Origin of the sequence: Blastococcus sp. CT_GayMR16, from assembly GCF_004570875.1 — a bacterium.
Lineage (GTDB): Bacteria > Actinomycetota > Actinomycetes > Mycobacteriales > Geodermatophilaceae > Blastococcus_B.
Genome location: NZ_SPQK01000028.1, coordinates 1 through 18,908 on the forward strand (window position 1 = coordinate 1; position 18,908 = coordinate 18,908).

30 protein-coding genes are annotated in these 18,908 nt (G+C 71.3%); 29 read left to right on the plus strand and 1 reads right to left on the minus strand.

All coding sequences use genetic code 11. The features are described from left to right. Positions 1–254: helix-turn-helix domain-containing protein (locus E4P38_RS20935; protein WP_167760654.1), on the minus strand; the 254-nt coding region annotated here is incomplete at its 3' end. Positions 255–600: 346 nt separating this feature from the next. Between E4P38_RS20935 and E4P38_RS23075 the strand changes: the two genes are divergently transcribed. The 29 genes from E4P38_RS23075 (at position 601) to E4P38_RS21075 (ending at position 18,902) form a co-directional block, all read left to right on the plus strand. Next, the gene (locus E4P38_RS23075; RefSeq protein ID WP_167760655.1) at positions 601–741 is read left to right on the plus strand and encodes a hypothetical protein; all 141 of its coding nucleotides are present in this window, start codon (positions 601–603) and stop codon (positions 739–741) included. A 149-nt stretch (positions 742–890) separates the two neighbouring features. Further along, positions 891–1,130 (plus strand): hypothetical protein, encoded by a 240-nt coding sequence (locus E4P38_RS20940; RefSeq protein WP_135133926.1) that lies wholly within the window; start codon positions 891–893, stop codon positions 1,128–1,130. A 112-nt stretch (positions 1,131–1,242) separates the two neighbouring features. Then, positions 1,243–2,655: a ParB/RepB/Spo0J family partition protein gene (locus E4P38_RS20945; RefSeq protein ID WP_167760656.1), complete on the plus strand. Its 1,413-nt coding sequence runs from the start codon at positions 1,243–1,245 to the stop codon at positions 2,653–2,655. Further along, positions 2,652–2,993, plus strand: coding sequence for a hypothetical protein (locus E4P38_RS20950; protein ID WP_135133928.1), 342 nt, complete (start codon positions 2,652–2,654; stop codon positions 2,991–2,993). The genes E4P38_RS20945 and E4P38_RS20950 overlap by 4 nt, the downstream gene beginning before the upstream one ends. After that, positions 2,990–3,394, plus strand: a complete 405-nt coding sequence (locus E4P38_RS20955) for a hypothetical protein (protein WP_135133929.1) — start codon at positions 2,990–2,992, stop codon at positions 3,392–3,394. The genes E4P38_RS20950 and E4P38_RS20955 overlap by 4 nt, the downstream gene beginning before the upstream one ends. Then, a complete protein-coding gene (locus tag E4P38_RS20960; RefSeq protein WP_135133930.1) occupies positions 3,358–3,819 on the plus strand; it encodes a hypothetical protein in 462 nt (153 codons plus the stop codon). Before E4P38_RS20955 ends, E4P38_RS20960 begins: the two co-directional genes overlap by 37 nt. A gap of 755 nt (positions 3,820–4,574) precedes the next feature. Then, a complete protein-coding gene (locus E4P38_RS20965) occupies positions 4,575–5,027 on the plus strand; it encodes a hypothetical protein (RefSeq protein WP_135133931.1) in 453 nt (150 codons plus the stop codon). A gap of 169 nt (positions 5,028–5,196) precedes the next feature. Next, positions 5,197–5,478, plus strand: a complete 282-nt coding sequence (locus E4P38_RS20970; RefSeq protein WP_135133932.1) for a helix-turn-helix transcriptional regulator — start codon at positions 5,197–5,199, stop codon at positions 5,476–5,478. Next, positions 5,475–5,729: a hypothetical protein gene (locus E4P38_RS20975; protein WP_135133933.1), complete on the plus strand. Its 255-nt coding sequence runs from the start codon at positions 5,475–5,477 to the stop codon at positions 5,727–5,729. Before E4P38_RS20970 ends, E4P38_RS20975 begins: the two co-directional genes overlap by 4 nt. An 83-nt stretch (positions 5,730–5,812) precedes the next feature. After that, on the plus strand, positions 5,813–6,079 hold the full coding sequence (locus E4P38_RS20980; RefSeq protein ID WP_135133934.1) for a hypothetical protein: 267 nt from the start codon (positions 5,813–5,815) through the stop codon (positions 6,077–6,079). Beyond that, positions 6,076–6,363 (plus strand): hypothetical protein, encoded by a 288-nt coding sequence (locus E4P38_RS20985; RefSeq protein WP_135133935.1) that lies wholly within the window; start codon positions 6,076–6,078, stop codon positions 6,361–6,363. The genes E4P38_RS20980 and E4P38_RS20985 overlap by 4 nt, the downstream gene beginning before the upstream one ends. Beyond that, a complete protein-coding gene (locus E4P38_RS20990) occupies positions 6,363–7,193 on the plus strand; it encodes a hypothetical protein (RefSeq protein WP_135133936.1) in 831 nt (276 codons plus the stop codon). Before E4P38_RS20985 ends, E4P38_RS20990 begins: the two co-directional genes overlap by 1 nt. Before the next feature lie 14 nt (positions 7,194–7,207). Then, complete coding sequence (locus E4P38_RS20995) at positions 7,208–7,738, plus strand: hypothetical protein (RefSeq protein WP_135133937.1); 531 nt, start codon at positions 7,208–7,210, stop codon at positions 7,736–7,738. Beyond that, positions 7,735–8,058, plus strand: coding sequence for a hypothetical protein (locus E4P38_RS21000; protein ID WP_135133938.1), 324 nt, complete (start codon positions 7,735–7,737; stop codon positions 8,056–8,058). Before E4P38_RS20995 ends, E4P38_RS21000 begins: the two co-directional genes overlap by 4 nt. Positions 8,059–8,374: 316 nt before the next feature. Beyond that, entirely contained in the window at positions 8,375–9,067 is a 693-nt protein-coding gene (locus E4P38_RS21005; RefSeq protein WP_135133939.1) for a J domain-containing protein, read from the plus strand. Then, positions 9,060–9,419, plus strand: coding sequence for a VRR-NUC domain-containing protein (locus tag E4P38_RS21010; protein ID WP_135133940.1), 360 nt, complete (start codon positions 9,060–9,062; stop codon positions 9,417–9,419). The genes E4P38_RS21005 and E4P38_RS21010 overlap by 8 nt, the downstream gene beginning before the upstream one ends. Beyond that, complete coding sequence (locus E4P38_RS21015) at positions 9,416–9,799, plus strand: hypothetical protein (RefSeq protein ID WP_135133941.1); 384 nt, start codon at positions 9,416–9,418, stop codon at positions 9,797–9,799. Before E4P38_RS21010 ends, E4P38_RS21015 begins: the two co-directional genes overlap by 4 nt. Positions 9,800–9,803: 4 nt before the next feature. Next, positions 9,804–10,295: a hypothetical protein gene (locus E4P38_RS21020; RefSeq protein WP_135133942.1), complete on the plus strand. Its 492-nt coding sequence runs from the start codon at positions 9,804–9,806 to the stop codon at positions 10,293–10,295. Further along, positions 10,292–10,615: a hypothetical protein gene (locus E4P38_RS21025; protein ID WP_135133943.1), complete on the plus strand. Its 324-nt coding sequence runs from the start codon at positions 10,292–10,294 to the stop codon at positions 10,613–10,615. The genes E4P38_RS21020 and E4P38_RS21025 overlap by 4 nt, the downstream gene beginning before the upstream one ends. After that, entirely contained in the window at positions 10,612–10,893 is a 282-nt protein-coding gene (locus E4P38_RS21030; protein WP_135133944.1) for a DUF3263 domain-containing protein, read from the plus strand. Before E4P38_RS21025 ends, E4P38_RS21030 begins: the two co-directional genes overlap by 4 nt. Beyond that, positions 10,890–12,134 carry a hypothetical protein gene (locus E4P38_RS21035; protein ID WP_135133945.1) on the plus strand — a complete coding sequence of 415 codons (1,245 nt, stop codon included), beginning with the start codon at positions 10,890–10,892 and terminating at the stop codon, positions 12,132–12,134. The genes E4P38_RS21030 and E4P38_RS21035 overlap by 4 nt, the downstream gene beginning before the upstream one ends. Positions 12,135–12,244: 110 nt before the next feature. After that, on the plus strand, positions 12,245–12,451 hold the full coding sequence (locus E4P38_RS21040; protein ID WP_135133946.1) for a hypothetical protein: 207 nt from the start codon (positions 12,245–12,247) through the stop codon (positions 12,449–12,451). A 101-nt stretch (positions 12,452–12,552) separates the two neighbouring features. Continuing rightward, positions 12,553–13,128 carry a helix-turn-helix domain-containing protein gene (locus E4P38_RS21045; RefSeq protein WP_135133947.1) on the plus strand — a complete coding sequence of 192 codons (576 nt, stop codon included), beginning with the start codon at positions 12,553–12,555 and terminating at the stop codon, positions 13,126–13,128. 108 nt (positions 13,129–13,236) lie between these two features. Then, positions 13,237–14,595 (plus strand): hypothetical protein, encoded by a 1,359-nt coding sequence (locus E4P38_RS21050; protein WP_135133948.1) that lies wholly within the window; start codon positions 13,237–13,239, stop codon positions 14,593–14,595. Further along, positions 14,553–15,497 carry a DNA adenine methylase gene (locus tag E4P38_RS21055; RefSeq protein WP_135133949.1) on the plus strand — a complete coding sequence of 315 codons (945 nt, stop codon included), beginning with the start codon at positions 14,553–14,555 and terminating at the stop codon, positions 15,495–15,497. The genes E4P38_RS21050 and E4P38_RS21055 overlap by 43 nt, the downstream gene beginning before the upstream one ends. Further along, on the plus strand, positions 15,494–15,853 hold the full coding sequence (locus E4P38_RS21060) for a hypothetical protein (protein WP_135133950.1): 360 nt from the start codon (positions 15,494–15,496) through the stop codon (positions 15,851–15,853). Before E4P38_RS21055 ends, E4P38_RS21060 begins: the two co-directional genes overlap by 4 nt. Positions 15,854–16,133: 280 nt before the next feature. After that, on the plus strand, positions 16,134–16,466 hold the full coding sequence (locus tag E4P38_RS21065; RefSeq protein ID WP_135133951.1) for a hypothetical protein: 333 nt from the start codon (positions 16,134–16,136) through the stop codon (positions 16,464–16,466). Positions 16,467–16,894: 428 nt separating this feature from the next. Further along, positions 16,895–17,365, plus strand: coding sequence for a hypothetical protein (locus tag E4P38_RS21070; protein WP_135133952.1), 471 nt, complete (start codon positions 16,895–16,897; stop codon positions 17,363–17,365). A 28-nt stretch (positions 17,366–17,393) separates the two neighbouring features. Further along, complete coding sequence (locus E4P38_RS21075) at positions 17,394–18,902, plus strand: hypothetical protein (RefSeq protein ID WP_135133953.1); 1,509 nt, start codon at positions 17,394–17,396, stop codon at positions 18,900–18,902. Positions 18,903–18,908: the final 6 nt, after the last annotated feature.

Here is an 18,908-nt window from a genome sequence, read left to right on the forward strand (position 1 = left end):
TAATCCGCGGGTTGCGAGTTCGATCCTCGCGGGGCCCACACAGCGTCACCGCCGTTCGTCGGATCGGGGGATGGCGCCACCCATTCGCGTGGCAGCAGCTCGGCCGGCTCGACCCCGAGCGTCCTGGCGAGCAGCTCGAGGTCGTCCAGGTCGAGCGGCACGTGACCGTTGATCCTCTTCCCGACCCAGAACTCACTCCGCCCGCAGGCGTCCGCCAGCTCGCGGTTGGTGATCCCGTGGCTGCGGATCAGCACGCGAAGGTTCTCGGCGGCCTGGCCCGCGTACGTCCGTTGCGCGCGGCTCGGCATAGCGCGCCGCCCTTGAAGAAGTCCCATAGGGCGAAAACTAGCTCATAGGACTTGGGCCTGCCTAGCAGTCGGTTCGTGACACGCCGAACGCGCACCGCGACACGCCGCAGCAGCTAGGGCTGCCTGGACGACCGTCACACTTCTGGGCTAACTTCCGCCCATGCCAGCGAATTCGACTAGCCCAGACAAAATGGCTACCCGAGCCGCGGCAGCAAACGTCCGTGCCGAGCTCGGACGCCAGCGCCGGACCCGCCGCGATTTGGCCGCCGCCATGGGCGTCGACGAGCACCGCGTGAGCAAGCGCGTCCGCGGACTCGTGCCCTTCTCCGCCGACGAGCTCGCCGTCGCGGCGGAGTTTCTGCAGGTCTCCGTTGACGACCTCACCGGCGCGTCCACCAGCGCCACCCGCCGACCGGCGGCGGGCGTGGCATGACCACCAGGCCGAGCCAGGGCCCTTGATCCCCCGGTGCTGGCCGTCCCCCGTTCGGCCAGCACCGGGCTTCCACCGCACGCGCCGAAGCCCTCCCGCACACCGCCAGTCAGCACCGCGCGAGAGGGCTCCAACTCGAAGGAGTCTCCCAGATGAAGCGCCACGTCAACACCACCAGCCACCGTCTGCGCGCGCACGGCCTGCGCCCGCAGCGGCTGATCGCCGACTACCACCGCGACCACCCCGGTCGCGTCGCCGCTCAGATGGCCACGCGCGTCCCTGTGGCGATCGCCGCGGGCCGACCGGCGGTGCCCGACATCGAGCCGGCCACCGCCGGCATCCCCCGCATCCTGCTGCGCGCCCTGGCCCCCTCACCGGCGGTGGCCCGGTGATCGCCCTGCTGATCGTGGCCGGCTCGATCGCGTGGACGGTCGTCGCCGCCGGCGTCGGGATCCTCCTCGGCAAGGGGATCCGCCTCGCCGACAAGCGCGCGGACGGCGTCCGGTGACGACGCAGGACTACCAGCTGCTGTGGCTGGACCCGCGCGCGCTGGCCCAGCACCCGCTCAACGTGCGCTCGGAGATCGGCGACATCACCAGCCTGACCGACTCGATCCGCACCAAGGGCGTCATCGAGCCGCTGACCGTCGTCCCGCTCGGCGACGGTGGCCACCAGATCGTCGCCGGCCACCGCCGCACCGCCGCGGCGATCGCCGCCGAGCTCGAGCTGGTGCCGGCCATCGCCCGCGCCGACATGGTGCACGCCGCCGACGACCGGGCCGGCGCCGCCGAGCACGTCGCCACGATGCTCGCCGAGAACGTGCACCGGCAGAACCTCACCTCCGTCGAGGTGGCCCGCGGTGTCCAGGAGATGCTCGACCTCGGCGTCACCATCGCGAAGGTCGCGAAGTCCACCGGCCTCGACCCCAAGCGCATCAAGCTGGCCGCCGGTGTCGCCCGGCTCGACGAGCCCACCGCGGCCGCGGTCGCCGCCGGCGGCCTGGACCTCGAGCAGGCCGCCGTCGTCGCGCTCTACGCCGACGACACGGAGACGACCACTCGGCTGGTGGAGGCGGCCGAGCACGGCGCCGGGAACTTCGCCCACGCCGCCACGCGCGCCCAGCAGGACCGGAAGGCCCGCGAGCTGTACCTGGCGAAGGTGGCCGAGCTGCAGGCGGCCGGCCGAACGCTCGTCGACAAGGTCCACATGCAGGGCGCGAAGAACCGGTCGCTCGGAGCGCTCGAGCACGACGGGAAGAGCCTGACCGACGAGTCGCACGCATCCTGCCCGGGCTCGGCGGTCTGCGTGGTCGAGGACTGGAACGGGCCGCGGGTGCGCGAGGTGTGCACCGACTTCGCGAAGTACGGCCACGTCGACGCGTGGGCGGTCGGCCCCTCGAAGCCGACGACCGCCGAGGGCAAGAAGGCGGCCGCGGACGAGCGCCGCCAGCTCATCGAGGACAACAAGGCGATGGCCGCGGCCAACGCCACCCGCCGGCAATGGATCCGCACTGTGCTCCTGGAGCGGCGTCGCGGCGAGAAGGACGTCCTCCGCTTCGCCGTCGAGGCAGTCACCACCTTCCGCGGGGACCTCCGCGGCTGGCTGGACTCCTACCAGCCCGACGACGCCGCCAAGATCCGCGCAGAGCTCGGCCTGCAGCCGCCGTGGAAGACCGGCGCCGAGGGCGAGCCGACGCTGACCAGCGGCGAGGGGGTCACCGATGCCCGGCTGCCGCTGCAGCTGCTCGCCCACGTCGCCGCGGCGATCGAGCTGACCATCACCAAGGACGTCCACCGGAAGCTCGACATCCGGCAGCGGGAGATGGCCACCTGGTTGACGTTCCTGACCACCCAGGGCTACACGCTGGCCGACATCGAGAAGCGGATCCTCGACGCCGCCGCGAAGGCCAAGCCGTGACGGCGCCGACCCCGGCCGACGTCAGCGCGGCGCGCGTGGTCTACCTGAGCTCCGCCCAGCGGGTGTGGTGGTCACCGCTCCTACCCCCCGCGGAAGGCGAGGCCCTGCACGATGCGGTGACCCACGCGGTCGCGGGGATCGGCGACGCTTCCGGGCTCGTCAGCTTCGAGTGCGCTGACGGCCGCCTGGTCTGGATCCGGGCCCGGGTGCTGGAGTCGATCGAGCTCCGCAACGCCACCGTGGCGCCGATCAACCCAGACCAGCGCTACCGCCCCGTCGTCCTCGAGCTCGAGGCACTGACCGCCGAGGAGATCGCCGACAGGGTGGTCCGGCCGTGACCGCCGATGTGCAGCCCGGCTGGCCCCAGCTGCAGACGACGCACCCCTACCCGCTGCGCGCGGTGGCTCGCCCCGCCCGCGGACGCCCGCTCCCCGTCGCCACCGTGCTGTCGGTCGTCGAGACCCCCGACCGCCTGCTGGCCGCCGGCCACTACCTGAGCAACGTCTTGGAGAGGGCGACTGGGCTCACCCGCCGGGGACCTGTCGTCGTCCGCTACACCACCGAGGACGACCAGGCGCTGATGCTGCTCACGTCGAACATGGTGGCCGGCGTCGTCCCCGACGTCGACGTCGAGACGGCGCTGGGCGCCTACGTCGAGGCGGGCCCGCCCGGGGTGCTGCTCGTGGCCTGCTGCTTCCAGCTGTGGCCGCAGACCCTCGCCACCCGCCGATGGTCATGACCCGCGGCCGCCACGGTCACACCGCCCGCCCGTACGGCGGACCCCGGAAGGTGTGGCACCCCACCAGCGAGGACGACTTCTGCGAGCGCTGCGGTCTCCCGATCCGCTGGGCGTGGACCGAGGCGAACAAGAAGATGCCGGTCGACCCCGACGAGGCCGACCGGGACGACGCGGCCGCGAACCTCGCGGTCTGGCGCAACCATCTGCGCCGGCTGTGCGTCCGCGTCATCACCGCCGAGCGGCCGCTGCTCGGCTTCGAGCACCGCGGCATCCCGCACTTCGCGACCTGCCCACCACTGGTCGCCGAGCGGGACGCCAAGCGCGCCGTCCGCGAGTCCCGTCGTGCCGCCGCGGCGGCCACCCCCGATGTCACCGAACCCGAGCAGCTGCGCGCTGCCCGCCGCGGAGAGGACCTCCCGTCATGACCAGTGCCACCGTCCGGCTCACCGACGAGCAGGCGGCCGCCGACGTCGCCGCCCCGGTCAACGTCCACGCCGCGATCGCGAACCGACTGCGGACGAAGACCGCCGACCAGGTGGTCGAGATCGGCCAGCGCACCGGCTGGTGGACCGAGGACGACGTCGACTGGGTCGAGGGTGGCCGCGAGGGCCCCCGGCCGGACGGATGGACGCTCGAGGACGGCGTCGCGAAGACCCCCACTGAAAGGACAGCGACGGAGGCTACGGCTCCCGCCGCTGCAGGTACGGCACCGGACCCTTCGGGGTCCGGTCATGGGTACGCGGGGCCCGACGCCCAGGGCGTGAGTGATGCGCCACCGCAGGTAAGCCCGTCCCGTTCCTCCTCCGGAAAGGGTGGGGGGCCCGGCGCGTCGGATGCACCGGCCGAGCCCCCCGCCACCGGCGGCCGCCAGCGTGACGCACGGAAGAAAACGCCGTCTCCGACTCCTGCGGCGCCGGCCGCTCCAGCAGCCGCGACCGTGCCCACCTGCTGCGACCTCGGTCTCGTCGTGTACCCGGCGCCCTGCCCGACGCACGGTGCGCAGGTTCCTGCCGACCTGCTGGAGGTGGGGATCGAACCGCCACCTGCAGACCCCCCCCCCGCTCGATCCGGGACCGGACCTGCTCGCCCGCGGCCTCGCCCATCGAGATCCCCGGATCCGGGCGAAGGCCGAGCGGGCCGCGCGCGCGATCGACAGTCTCTGCTCCGCGCTGCTGACGGCATGACCGAGCCAGCGAGCATGACGCAGACCGCGCCGTTCCCCGTCGACCTGCAGCAGCTGGTCGAGCAGTGCACCTACCGGGAGGGGTGGGTCGTCTACCTCGCCGACGAGGTGCGCGACCCTGCCTCGACGCACGCCGGCGAGTCCCGCGGGCTGACGCTGTCGATCATCACGGACACGGTCAACTCCTACCCCCCGCACCAGCCGATGCGGGTCCGGCACCTCTTCGCCGTCCCGGCCGCCACCTACAACCGCCAGTCGTGGCTCCGCTGGCTGTTCGAACGGTTCGCCGACGTCGAGCGGCACGAGTGCATGGAGTTCTTCACGGTCGGCGGCGACAAGCCCTACGCGCCCAACCACGGGCCGGGCTGGGACCCGTACCTGCTCACCACCGTCGAAGCGACCGACACCGACCGGCGTACGAGCTTCCTCGGCACCGTGAACGACCGATGAGCGACGACCAGTGCGACGACCGGACCTGTCAGGCATGCCACCCCGACAACCGACCGCTGAGCCCGTTTCTGCAGCTGCTCGTGCACGGAGTCGCGGGTAGCGACCCGGCCTCCCGTGACCAGCTGACTGAGGACGTGCAACGGGCCCGCGCCGACCTGGGCAACCCGCGATGAGCAGCGAGCTCACCGACGCCCTGGCACACCTGGCCACCGCACGGACCATCGCCGACCGACTCGTAGCCGACGCCCGCGTTCAGCTCGTCGAGACGCTGCGCCAGGCGCGCGAGGATCGCGGCCTCACCCAGCAGCAGGTCGCCGACGCCATCGGCGTCACCCGCACCCAGGTCACGAACATGGAGCGAGGTGACGGCATGTCCGTCGAGGCGCTCATCGGCTACGCAGCCGCCGTGGGGCTTCGGCTCAAGCTGACCGCCGCTGAGCCGGAGACATGACCAGCCCTCGCCGGCACCGGCGTCCCACGCCGACGCATCACCGCTGCCCGGGTGCGTGCGCCCGCATGGTGCCCAACCACCACTTCGCCTGCGACGACTGCTGGAAGCGCCTGCCCCGCGAGATCCGTCGATCGCTGGTCGTGCACCGCCGCGGTGGGCAGACCGGGCCGGGCCGGGATCAGGTGGAGAACGCGGCCGGCCAGTGGTTCCTGGACAACCCCCCGCCGGTCCCGGTCCCCGGCCCTCCCTGAGATCGCCCCCGGGTGGCCGCCTGACCCGCGCCCCCTGTCGTCCTTCCCCGACCCAGCAACCGCGAGACCCCGGAGCCGCCCCGATGCCCATGTCCCTCACCGGCTGGAAGCCCCGCCCGGGCTCCGCCGTCCGCGTCCTGCGCGACCCGAAGACCCTCGACCACCACGGCGCCCCCGGTGTGTGGATGGTCGTCGACAAGCACCCCGAGAAGGGCTCCTGGTGGCTGCAGCCCTACGACGCCGCGTCCCGCGTCTGGGCCGACACCCACCCGGACCGGGTGAAGACCATGAACCGTCCCGGGAGCCTGCTGCTGTCCGCGGCGATGCCCCTGCCCAAGGACGTCCGGTGAGGACCCCCACGCCGCCGCACGCGTCGCTCAGCCGCGCAGAGGCCCAGGAGGTCGTCCGCCTGTTCGCCGCCGGCGTCCAGGACCCGTCAATCGCTCTGCTCTGCGCGTCCGCCCTGTGCGTGCAGCGAGAGCAACGCCGCGAGCTGACGCGCCGGCGCCACTACCGGCCGCGCGAGCACGGCAGCGACCGCGGCTACTACCAGCACCGCTACGACGGCACACCGCCGTGCCGCTCCTGCCGGATCGCCCACGGCCGGGAAGCCCGCGACCGGAGGTCTGCCTGATGGCCGGCCACTACATGGACCAGGCCGCCCACCTCGTCGACATGCAGGCGGCCAAGAAGCTCGTGCTGATGTGCATCGCCGACGACGCGGACAAGCTGTCGAGGATCGGCCGCGTCGGGCTCGACGCGATCATGGATTGGTCGGGGCTGAAGCGGTCCCGCGCGCTCGCCGTCATCGCCGAGCTCGTCGACGAGGGCTACCTCGTCCGGCACGCCGCCGGCCGCATCGGCCGCCAGGCCGAGTTCGTCGTCTTCCCCGGCGGCTGCTGCCCCCTCCACGGCCCCGTGCCCGGCTACACCCCGCCGACCGACAACGCCGACGAGGAGCAGACCGAGGACCTCGACACCGCAGGGTCCGACACAGCGGACCCTCTCCCCGACACCGCAGGGTCCGGCCAGACGGACCCTCGATCCGACGTCGAGGGTCCAATAGAGGGTCCGGAAGAGGGTCCAGTACAGGGTCCGGCAGCTACCGGACCCCTTCCTAAGCGACTTAACCCTCAGAACACCCCCCAACCCCCCGCCGAGCGGGGGGCGCACTGCGATCCCGACGGCCAGCCCCACCCGAACTGCCGCGGCTGCGGCACCACCCGCCGAACCGGCCGGGTCACCCCGGCGGACACCGCGGCCGCCGAGCTCGCAGCCGTCGAGGACCTCCGGACCCGCCGGGCCGCCATCGCCCACTGCGGCGCCTGCAGCCCCTACGACCGCACCGTCGAGGTCCCCGGCCTCGGGATCCGCCGCTGCCCGGACTGCCATCCCGACCTGGTCGTCGGACCCATGCCCCGCCCGCAGCTGTCCGTCGTCCCCCAGCGCGCATCCGCCCGATGACCCAGGAGCCAGACATGCCGACAGACGCCAACCCGGCCGTGATCGCCGCGGACCTCGCCGACGCGAGGTCTGCCACCGCCCCCCAGCCCCGCCGGCCCTCGCGCTGGCTCCTGATCGACCACAACCCCGACTACATCCGCGCTCTGGCCTGCCCATCGGTGACGGTCACCCCCGCGGCGATGGCCGCGGACCCCGCCGCTGTGCATGCACTCGTCCGCGCGCTGAGCACCGCCAACCCCAGCATCGAGGTGCACCTGCCGCCGCCGACCTTCGACAGTGCCCCGACCCAGGCCGACATCGACCAGACCCGCCGCGAGCTCGAGCGGGACAACGACGAGGTGCACGCCCGCCGGCTGCTGCGCCGCATCAAGGCGATCGCCACCGACGCCGCGGAGGCCTGGGCCGTCTGGCTCGAGAACGTCCCACAGAGCCGGCGCACCCGCGCCGCGCAGGAGGCCATCCGACGGCGGATCCGCACCGGCATGACCCAGGCCGACGCGCTGCGCTCCGTGGCCGCCGACTACGCGGCCGGGCGGCTCTCGTGACGAGCCGGCCGGAAGACCCGACGACGACGGCGCCCGCGCCCGGAGACCAGATCGTGCGGATCCGGGCCGCGGTCGCAGCGATGCGCGCGGACATGGACGGCGAAGACGCATCTAACCCGACCGTGCGGTTCTGCTTCGCCCTCGTCCGGCTCATGGAGCTGGCCGCCGACGACGCAGCCGGCATCGAGGCCATGAACGCCCGCACTGCCGAGCGAGCGGCCAGGACCGGCGGTGACGGCCACACCTGGTCCATGCACCGACCCGAGTTCGCCGTGGCCCTGGAGATGGCAGCCGCCTACGAGGAAGGGCAGGCCGGATGACCGCCGCCGGCCCCATCGGCCCGAGGCTCACCGGCCTCGGCATCACGCAGCACGTCGACGGCGACAGGCTGGAGCGTGCCGGCGACCGGTTCGACGCCGACTGTCGCCTACGCCGAGAAAGGCCGAGGAGCACGTCTGGATCGTCGCCGTCGCCCACCGCATCACCCCGCAGGCCGCCGCCGCCCTGCACGGCGCAGGCAACGAGCCGGTCATCCTCGACGCCGAATCCATCACGGTCACCGGCGTCGGCTGCTACCGCTGCACCAAGCCGTTCCACCCGCGCCTCGTCGGTAAGCGCTGCAGGGGCCGAGTCGGCGTGACCTCCGAGGCGTGGTACACCGTCCGGCCGATCAGCGACCGCCAGGTCTTCACCGGCCAGCACGAGAACAGCCCGTTCACGGCCGGCTGGTCGGACACCATCGACCTCCTCGAGCGGGAGCTGGCCGAGCTCGCCGCCGAGCACGTCGTGCTCGAGGTCGACGTCGCCGAGCGGGCGATCCGCGTCGACGGGATGCTGCGCGCCGACGCACGCGCCACCTCTCCCGCCGTCCGGGTCGCGTTCGACTCCCGACACGGGCCTCTGCAGTACGCCACCGACCGCTACGTCCGGCCCTCCTGGCGTCGCGACGGGATGCAGCAGGACTGGCAGCACAACGTCCGGGCCATCGCCCTCGGGCTGGAGGCGCTGCGCAAGGTCGACCGCTACGGGATCACGAAGCGAGGCGAGCAGTACGCCGGCTGGAAGGCCCTGCCCGCCGGCGAAAGCGCGATCGCCATGCCCGCGGCGATGACCGTCGAACAGGCCGCGCGGTTCATCATCGACCAGGCCGACTCGATCGACCCGGGTACAGGCGCGATGCTCGTCGACGCCACCACCCGGCTGGGGCTGTACCGCCGGGCCGCGAAGCGGCTGCACCCGGACAACGGCGGCGACGCCGTCCTCTTCCAGCAGCTCCAGGACGCTCGCCAGCTCCTCGACGCCGAAAACGGGCCGGCCGCCCATGGCTGAGTACCGGATGTCCGAGGCGCAGCTGCAGGACGCCATCCTCGAGCTGGCCGAGCTGCGCGGCTGGCTGTTCTTCCACGACTACGACAGCCGCCGCAACAACCCCGGCTGGCCGGACCTGTTCCTGCTGCACCCCCGCACCGGCGAGATCGTCATCGCCGAGCTGAAGGCCGCGCGCGGCCGCCTCTCCGGAGACCAGAAGGTCTGGATCGCCGCGTTCGCCGTCGCCGGCATCACCGTCCACGTATGGCGGCCCATCGACCTCACGAACGGCCAGATCAACCGCGCCCTGACCCCGGGCACCGCACCGTCCCGAACCGTCGTCACCTGCTATCCCGTCGAGCGGTACCTGTGAGCAGCAGCAACCAGGAAGCCGGCTTCGTCGCCCTCGTCGTCCTGTACTTCTTCGCGCTCGCCTTCACCTGGTACGAGATGCGCCGCGGCGAGAAGCGGCACCAGCAGACCCGACAGCAGCAGATCGTGGCCCTCGCAGCACAGCGCCGCCGCCACGACCGGGAACTCGCCGCAGAGCGAGCGCGCATCACCGCGATCGAGCGCTGGCTCACCGAGGCGTTCGGGCAGGACGTCGACGAGCCAGCCACCGACACCATCCCCGCCGCCGACCCGGCCACCACGCCGGCCGGCGAGGTCATCGACGCCGGACATCAGGCCCTCATCGAACGCGAGTTCGAGGGCCAGACCTTCCGCTTCCGCGCCCCCACCACCCGGAGATGACCCCATGACTATCACGATCCGTGTCTGCGGCCAGCCGGACCCGGCCAGCCTCCACCAGCTGTCGGGCCCGTCGAACATGCCCGCCCCTGATCCCGTCGTCCCATGCTGCGAGGCGTCGCTGCACTCCGACGGCGAGGAGTGCACCTGCTGGGAAGGGCTGCTCGACGTCGTCCCGACCCGCGACGTCCAGGAAGGTCCGCAGCTGGTCCGCCGGCGCATGTGCGGGGACTGCGCCTACCGGGCCGGCTCCCGCGAGCGCACCGAGCTCGCCGGAGACCTGCCGTACTACACGCGCGACCAGCAGTTCCAGTGCCACACCGGGATGCCGCGGGCCACCAGCTACAAGCACCCGGCGCTCGGCGACGCCGTCGTCCCGGACATCACCGGCTCGGACTACCGGCCCTACGTGCGGGGCGCCCGGGCATGGCAGGCCGACGGGCGCCCGGCCGAGCTGTGTGCCGGATGGGCAGCGGTCAACCAGGTGCGGCCGCGGTGAGCGGCAAGCTGCAGGTCTGGTCCGGTCATGCCGGTGACGGAGATGTCGCGCTCGGGGTGGCGGTCGCGCGCACGCCCGGGGACCAGCAGGAAGCGCAGCGCGAGTCGCACGACTTCGTGGTGCAGCAGACGGGACGCCTCCGGGCCGGCCCGATCCAGTGGGCGATCTGGGACGGCGAGGAGGGCTTGCGCGCGCTCGAGCAGATCGACATCCACGACCCGCGGGTGATCGACTTCGTGCGCGTCAACCCTGGGGCGGTGGTGGTGGTCGCGATGGCGCCGACCGACAAGCCGCGCCGATCGCGAAGAAGGCGCCGATGAGCGAGGCTGCGGCCGCGCTTGGCGACGTCGACGTCGCCATCCTGCGCTTCGAGCGGCAGTGGTGGCGGCACGCCGGCGCCAAGGAGGTCCAGATCCGCGACCAGCTCGGACTGGAGCCCACCCGCTACTACCAGCGTCTCAACGTGCTCATCGACCACTCGGCCGCCCAGGCGGCCGACCCCGTCCTCTGCTCCCGCCTGCAGCGCATCCGCGAGCGCCGTCAGGGCATGTTCCGAGCTGGGACGCGTACCGCTTCCGACCGGGGGACCCGTCCTTGAACGACTCGAGCAACACGTCCAGCATCTGCGGCTGCGGCGCCACCGTCCGGGACGGGTACCTCTGCCGGACGTGCGCGCGGCAGCTGCGCGACGACCTGGTCGAGCTCGCCCCGGGCAAGCAGATGCTTCCGTCCTACGCGCTCGGGTCGGCGGGCCGCGGCACGACCACCCGGTGGGACACCCCGTCAGCAGTGATGGTCGGCGGCCTGGCCGAGGACCTCACGACGACCGCGGCACGGCAGGCCCGGATCAGCAACGCCGACGGCGGCGCCGAGAAGCCGGTCCCCTTCAACCCGCGGGCCGCCGAGCTCCGGGCCGTGCTCACCAACATGCTCAGGCCGTGGGCGCTCTGGCTGCACGGCCGAGGACGGCCGGTCGCCGAGCTGACCAGACCGGTGTGTTCGCACCGCGACCCCGTCGGGGCCGACTGCCCCTCATGCGCGGCAGAGACCGCCGCGATCGACCAGCGGATGCAGCAGTGGAGACGGCTGCAGCGCGAGCTCGAGCGAGCCGACGTCGGCGCACTGGCCGGCTACCTAGCCCAGCACGTCGACGTCGTCCGCGGCGACGAGGCTGCGCCTCAGCTGAAGCTGGCCATCGAGAACGCCGTCGCCCGGGTCCGCGAGGTGATCGACCGGCAGCCCGACCAGATCGCCGTCGGCCAGTGCGGCGCCGAGCTCCCCGAGGAGCACACCTGCCAGGAGCCGCTGTACGTCGACCGAGAGGCCTCCTTCGTCACCTGCCCGGCGTGCGACACCACCTGGTCCGTCGCCGACCGGCGCGCGTGGCTGCTCGCCGGCGCCCATGACGAACTCGGCACCGCGGCGACCATCGCGGCGTCTCTGACCCGCCTCGACGACGACCATCGGCTCTCGGTCAACCGCATCTACCAGTGGAGGCACCGCGGGAAGCTGATCGACTACGGCCGGGCCTGCGCGGCCCACCGGGTCCCGGAGTGGGTGGAGACCGGACGGCACGCCAGCTGCCAGGACTGCGGGCAGGCCCTGTACCGGGTGGGCGACGTCGTCGCGCTGCTCACCGCCAGCATGGTCGCCGAGACGGCCCGCCGGGCGAAGGCCGAACGCCTCCAGCGCGAGCGCTCGAAGAAGGCGCGGGTGGCACGGCAGCGGGAGCTACTGAAGCGCTCGAAGGCGGGGTCTGCTGGCCCAGTGGCGCTCGGTCCAGGGCTGCCTGCCGCGATCGAGAACACGGTCAACCGCCGTCGCTCGGAGGCGGGGTGAACGTCGGTCGAACACGCGACACGCTCACCCGTTCGGGTACTTGCTGTATAGCAAGGCGACGGGTAGTGTTCCTCTTGTCCGGCAAAGAGTCGGACGAAAGAGGAGAGGGGGTGAACATGGACAAGGTCGTTCGCCAGATCGTCAAGGCCCTCGGTGAGCAAGGGTTCGACGTGGTCGAGACCAAGAACGGTCGCCTGGAAGTGGTGAACCGTGACGGGGACTGGATCGCGTCGCTCCCGAGCCGCTTCAAGGCCGGTAGCGGTCTGGATAACGCCCTGGCGCCGCTGAGGCGCGCCGGGTTCCGCTGGCCTAGCTAGCGGAGAGAACCGGGGCCGGGGGCAGATGAAGTGCCCCCGGTCCCGGGACCCGGCTCCATGTTCCCCGCTCTCCCACCCAGAACACCAGGGAGGTCCCACCGATGACCGACTACAACGCGCGGATCGAGCTCGACTCGCGAGACTTCGACGAGGCCGCCGTCGACGTCCTCATGGACGTCGTCGAGCCCTACTCCGGCGTCGTCGCCCGCGCCGTCCACGGCGGCCGCGTCGAGCTCATCCTCACCGTGCCAGCCGCCGACCTGCGGCAGGCCACCATCACCGCGATGTCGATCGTCCTGGCCACCGGCCATCAGGTCTACGCGCTCGAGGTGCTGCCCACCGACGACTTCCATCAGCGCATCAACGCAACCCCGGTCCCCGAACTGCTGTCGGTGACCCAGACCGCCGACGAGCTCGGGATCTCCCGGCAGCGAGCGTTGCAGCTGGTCAACGCTGGACAGCTGGACGCGGTGAAGGTCGGCGACACCTGGGTCGTGCCGCGACCGGCTGTGACCGCCCGCGTCGCCGAGGTCGCCGACCGCCGCCAGCGCGTCGAGGCAGCTCTGCTGGCGGACGGCGAGAAGTCGCGAGCGGTTCTGGCCACACATCGGCGGCAGCAGGAGAAGGTCAACGCCGCTATGCGGACGGCTGGCGTCGAGGTCACAAGCTATCCGTGAGGCCGTGGGGCGTTGCTCCCCGTAAGGCGGACTGGCGACCATCGCACCCCGGGATCAAGGCTTGCGAGTCTGCTACGTTCCGTTCCTTCTGCGACGGGGGGAGACCAGGTGGGCCACACCATCGAAGTGGTGCCCTTGTCCAAGCTGCTGCTCGACGAAGGCAACCCGCGACTCGAAGACCCCGAGGAATCCCAGCGGGACACCGTGGTTGAGCTGACCAAGCAGCAGGGTCACAAGCTCATCGAGCTCGCCAAGGACATCGTCGACTTCGGCCTCGACCCGCTCGCACTGCCTGCCGTGGTCGCCACCGACGGCAGGAGTCGCCGCTACAAGGTGGTCGAGGGCAATCGCCGAACGCTGGCGTTGAAAGCGCTCGAGACCCCGTCGATCGTCCTGAGCGCGCTCAGCGAACCTGACCGCCGACAGTTGGCCAAGCTGTCCGAGCGGTTTCACAGTGACCCGATCGAGAACGTGACCTGCGTCCTGTTCGACTCGGAAGAGGACGCCCGGCACTGGGTCAAGATCCGTCACACGGGTCAGAACTCGGGCGTCGGCCTCGTCGAGTGGAACTCCGACGAGAAGGACCGATACGACGCTCGTCATGGCGGCCGCAACCGCACGCTCGGCGGTCAGGCCCTTGACTTCCTCCGCGAACTCGACGGCCCACCCCCCGAGGGCGCCCGCCGGGTCGCGGTCACGACCGTGACACGCATCCTCAAGACTCCCGCTGTCCGGGAGCGACTTGGGCTGACCCTGGAGAAGGGACGTCTGCTCGCCCAGTTCCCGCAGCAGGAGGTGGCGAGGGGCCTGCGCAGGATCGTCGAGGACCTCCGCAATCAGGCGATCAAGGTGGGGGACGTCTTCGACAAGGAGCAGCAGCTCGGCTACCTCGAGCGGTTCTCAGCCGACGATCTGCCTGATCCCGCGACGAAGCTCGCCGGCGCCTTGCCCTTCGAGGAACTGCCGGTGACAGGCTCGAAGCCGCGCGCGGCGAAGCCCCGTGCACCGAAGGCCCGTCCGAAGCCAGCGACCGCGCGCGTAACCCTCGTGCCGTCGGACTGTCGGATCAACCCGGCCCCTCCGCGGATCAATGCGGTATTCACCGAGCTGAGCACCCTCGATGTCACGACGTTCCCGAACGCTGCCAGCGTGCTCCTGCGCGTATTCGTGGAGCTCTCCGTCGACCACTACATCGACCACCACGGCCTGATGGACGAGACGAAGAGGCACAACACCGTCCTCGCCGCACGCTTGAAGGCAACCTCCGAACACCTCTACGCCGCCAACAAGATCCCTGAGGACCTCCGGCGCGCGATCACCCGCATCGCCGACGGGCGACACACCATCGCCGCGTCGGTGGCCACCTTCCACGCTTTCGTCCACAATCCATACGTGCACCCGCGACCGACCGAGCTCCAGACGGCATGGGACGAGCTCCAGCCCTTCCTCGAAAAGGTCTGGGCGTAGTGCCCGGCGGAAGCGCCGGCCGATACCACTCTCCGCTTCGGTACCCGGGCGGCAAAGGCAAGGTCGCCAACTACTTCAAGGTCCTCCTGATGGAGAACGACCTGCTGGGCATCGACTACGTCGAGCCGTACGCGGGTGGGGCCAGCGTCGCGCTCAGCCTGCTGTACGAGGACTACGTCGGCCATATCCACATCAACGACCTGAACGCCGGGGTGCACGCCTTCTGGCACGCGGCCCTGCACCAGACCGGCGAGCTCTGCCGCCGCATCGAAACGACCCAGGTCACGATGGATGAGTGGCGCCGACAACGTGACGTCTACCGAGCGGGCGCCGCTGATCCTCTGGACCTTGCGTTCGCTGTCTTCTTCCTGAACCGGACGAACCGCTCGGGCATCATCGCCGGCGGAGTGATCGGCGGGCAGCAGCAGACCGGCGCCTGGAAGCTAGACGCTCGCTACAACACGACCGAGCTCGTCAAGCGCATCCGGAAGATCGGCCGCCACCGGGACCGCATCACGTTGACGCACCTCGACGCCGCCGCACTACTCGAGCAGGGGGTGACCAGCGCCGACGACGTCTTCTTCTATCTCGACCCTCCCTACTTCGTGAAGGGAGAGGGCCTCTACGACAACTTCTATGCAGCCGAGGACCACCAGGCAGTCGCCACGGCGGTGCTCGCCCTCGAACACCCGTGGGTCGTCTCCTACGACGCGGCCCCCGAGATCATCCAGATGTACGGCGCTGCCCGCTCGATCCGGTACCGGCTCTCATACAGCGCCCACGAGCGGCAGGCTGGCTCGGAGGTCATGTTCTACTCCGACGATCTCGGCATCCCAGACGATCTGCCGGCAGGCATCTCGATGCACGCTGTCGATGCTGCTCGAGCCACCGCGACCCCGTGAGAGCGGCGGACCTGAGGCAGCTGCAGCCGTTCATCACTGCTGTCGAGGGGTATGCCGCCGCGCTCGCCCGGGACACCAGCGAGTGCCGCTGCAGCCTCAACGCGGTCGGCCACTGGGAGCCGCCAACGACCGGCTGCGTCGGCGAACGCGGCTGCCGGCTGGTGCTGCACATCGTCGTGCGCGCCCACCTTGGACAGCTGCGGATGCCGGTCGACCACCTAACCGATCCGGAGCTCGACGAGGCAGTCGAGCAGCTGCATGGGCTCACCGTCCGAGCTGCTCAGCTTTCACCGGAGGAGTTCGCCGGCGACATCAAGGCCGCGCTGCACGACGAGCGAGTCGCACACCCCGCCTGACCTGCGAAGATGAGGCTGTCTGTACGTCCGTTGTGACGTTGTGTCAGGATGAAGTGCGAGCGGGACAACTGTCCCTACCGAACGCCCCGGTCTGAGCCACAGGCTCCATCCCCGGGGCGTTCGGTCGTCTCTGGGCCGCGCCGTCCGCCCACGCCCCTCCTCAACCCATCCGTCTCGACCCGCCCTGGTCGACCGCCCTCGCGACGGTCGGAGCTGTGAGCGGCTCGACGGTCTCGGGGTGCGAGCTCGGCGGGCGGCGCTCAGCGAGAGGTGGGCACCGGTGAATCGGTACGTCGTCGACGGGGTCCTGGCCGACATGCGCGCCAGCAAGCGCGTCGTGGTCGTAGCTGAGAGTGGCCCCCTCGCCCGGCGCTGCCTCGACGAGTGCGAGGCCCGTGCGGTGGCGGGGGAGAAGGTTCGCCGCGCGCACGGCGAGGAGCGGATCGAGCACCCCTACGGCGGGCGCATCACCTTCCACACCATCCGCGGGGGTGGCTTGCGCGGCGTCGCCGCCGACGTCGTCTACGTCGACGCCGATGCGACCCTCGAGCAGATCGGCGAACTGCGCCTCATCGTCTCGGCATCGCCGGGCGGCGAAGTGATCCGTCGCTGACCGGTCGTGGTCCGCGCTCGGTTGAGGCTTGCGCGGACCACCACCACGCGAGGCGGGAGGTGCGGTGCCCCCTCGCAGGACGACGACCGAGCGCAACCTGGGCTGGTCACACCAGCAGGACCGGGAACGGCTCATGGCCGGTCTCGTCGATGGCTCGCCGTGCCCGTGCCTCGACCTCGACGACTGCGGGCCTCGCTGTGTGTGCCGGCCGCACGGCCGCGGCCTCCCCATGTACAGGGTCGCGGCGCTGAACCCGGACGGCATGCCGCTTGAGGCTGACCACACGACCGCGCGCTCCCAGGGCGGACGCAGGGCTGACCGCCTGCTGCTCGCCACCTGCAACCGCTCACGCGGTGACGGCACGCGCCAGTCCCTCATAGGAGGCCGCCCGCAATGGTGGACGCGCGACTGGTTCTAGGTCCTCCTAGGTGCCCGATCCCTTGCGATCCCCCAAAAAACTGGGCGTCTGCGTTCCTGACCCCCGGGCCTTCAGTCAGGATTTTTTTTCCCAGAGTGCGTTACCACCAAGCCGGGGCGCCCTGATGGCACCCAAGCGGCAAGGGCCGGTCGAGCGCCGGGTGCGGGCCGAGCTCCGGGCCGCCGGCTGGTCCGCGACCCTGGCGGGACCGCTCGGCACGATCGGCATGCAGGCGATCGACATGGCCCAGACGCAGGACTGGACGGAGTCGGCCCGGGAGAAGTCGACCTTGAACCGCGAGCTCCGCATGACCATGGTCGCCTTCCGAGAGGCGCTCGCGGCGAAGGCTCCCGCGAAGGGGGACGCCGTTGACGATGCAGCCGACGAGCCACCCGGCGGCGCCGCAGGCACCCCGGATCCGGGTGCTCCCGGAGGCAGCAACGTCCTTCCGTTTGGGGCAGGCCGCTCTTCGGCTGGCTGACCGTCTCGGCCGCGCCGTCGTCGACCTCATGCCCTGGCAAGAGGGCTCGATCCTCGACATGTGCGCGACCACCTTCGAGGACCAGTTCGCCGCGGCTGCGTTCGCCCTCATCGTCTCGAGGCAGAACGGGAAGGGCGGCGTCCTCGAGCTGCGCGTCATCGCAGGCGTGACGCTCCCCCAGTTCGGCGAGAAGCGGATCATCTGGACCGCGCACACCGCGAAGACCGCTCGGGACGCCCACAAGCGGGTCGCCGACATCTTCCTGTCGCACCCGGACCTGAAGGCCCGGCTGAAGTACGGCGACGAGCGCGGCATCACCTACGGCAACGACATCCGCACGATCACCCTCAAGGACGGGTCGGAGATCTTCTTCTTCACCCGGTCGGCGACCGCTGGGCGAGGCCTGTTCGGCGACCTGCTCATCCTTGACGAGGCCCTCGAGCTCACCGACACCGAGCTGTCGGTGCTGCGCTACACGCTGCGCACCGCGGCGCGCCGGACCGGACGCCGCGCGCAGACGATCTACGTGTCGACGCCGCCGGATGAGGAGAAGCACAAGCACAGCCTGGTGCTCGCCCGGCTGCGGAAGCGGGCGCTGGCCGGCGCCCGCGGCGTCGGCTGGGTCGAGTTCTCCGTCCCCACGCTCAAGGAGCTGCAGGAGGCGGCCGAGGAGCAGGGCCGCAAGCTGCTCGGCGACCCCCGCCTCACCGAGGAGACGTACTGGCCGCTGGGCAACCCGAGCCTCGGCTACCTCTTCGACCTGGGCCAGCTGCAGAACGACCTGGTCGAGTCCGGCGAGCGTGAGTTCCTCGTCGAAGGCCTCGCCGCCGGTGACTACTGGCCAGATCCGGACCCGAAGGGGCACGGTGACCCGGCCATCGACTTCGAGGTCTGGAAGGACCGGCGCGACCCGGCATCAGTGTTCGGAGCCGCGGTCACGGTCGGCCCGGTGGCTCTGGGCCTCGAGGTGTCGCCGCGGGACATAGCCACGCTGTGCGCCGTCGGCTGGCGGGCCGACGGGAAGATGCACGGCGAGCTCGTCTGGTCCGGGCCCGCGACCGCCGCAGTCGCCAGGCTGCTGCAGGTCGTGGACAAGGTCGACCCGGCAACCCTGGTGATCGACGGCAAGGGCAAGGCCAGCTCGCTGATCCCCGACATCCGCGCCAAGGGCCTCGAACCACAGGTGCTCACCCCTGGTGACCGCTCGCGGGCCGACGAAGGCCTGGTCCGCGACATCGTCAGCGGTCAGCTGCGGTTTCCTGCGCAGCCGATGCCCGACGTCGACGCGGCCGCCGAGCAGGCGACGTGGCGGTCGACCGGCGACCTCCGCTTCTTCGACCGCGGGGCCAGCGGCGCGCCGCCTGCACCGCTGGTGTCCCTGTCCCTGGCCCGCATCGGGCTGCTGACCGTCGCCGCATCCCCGCCCGAGCCGCCCCCGGCGAAAGCCCTGCCGCTCGACGACGTCCACACACCGGCAGGCACCGGTGGGTTCGGCGGCGTGCTCGAGCAGGTCGATGCCGGCAGCGCGCAGTGGTGAACCTGA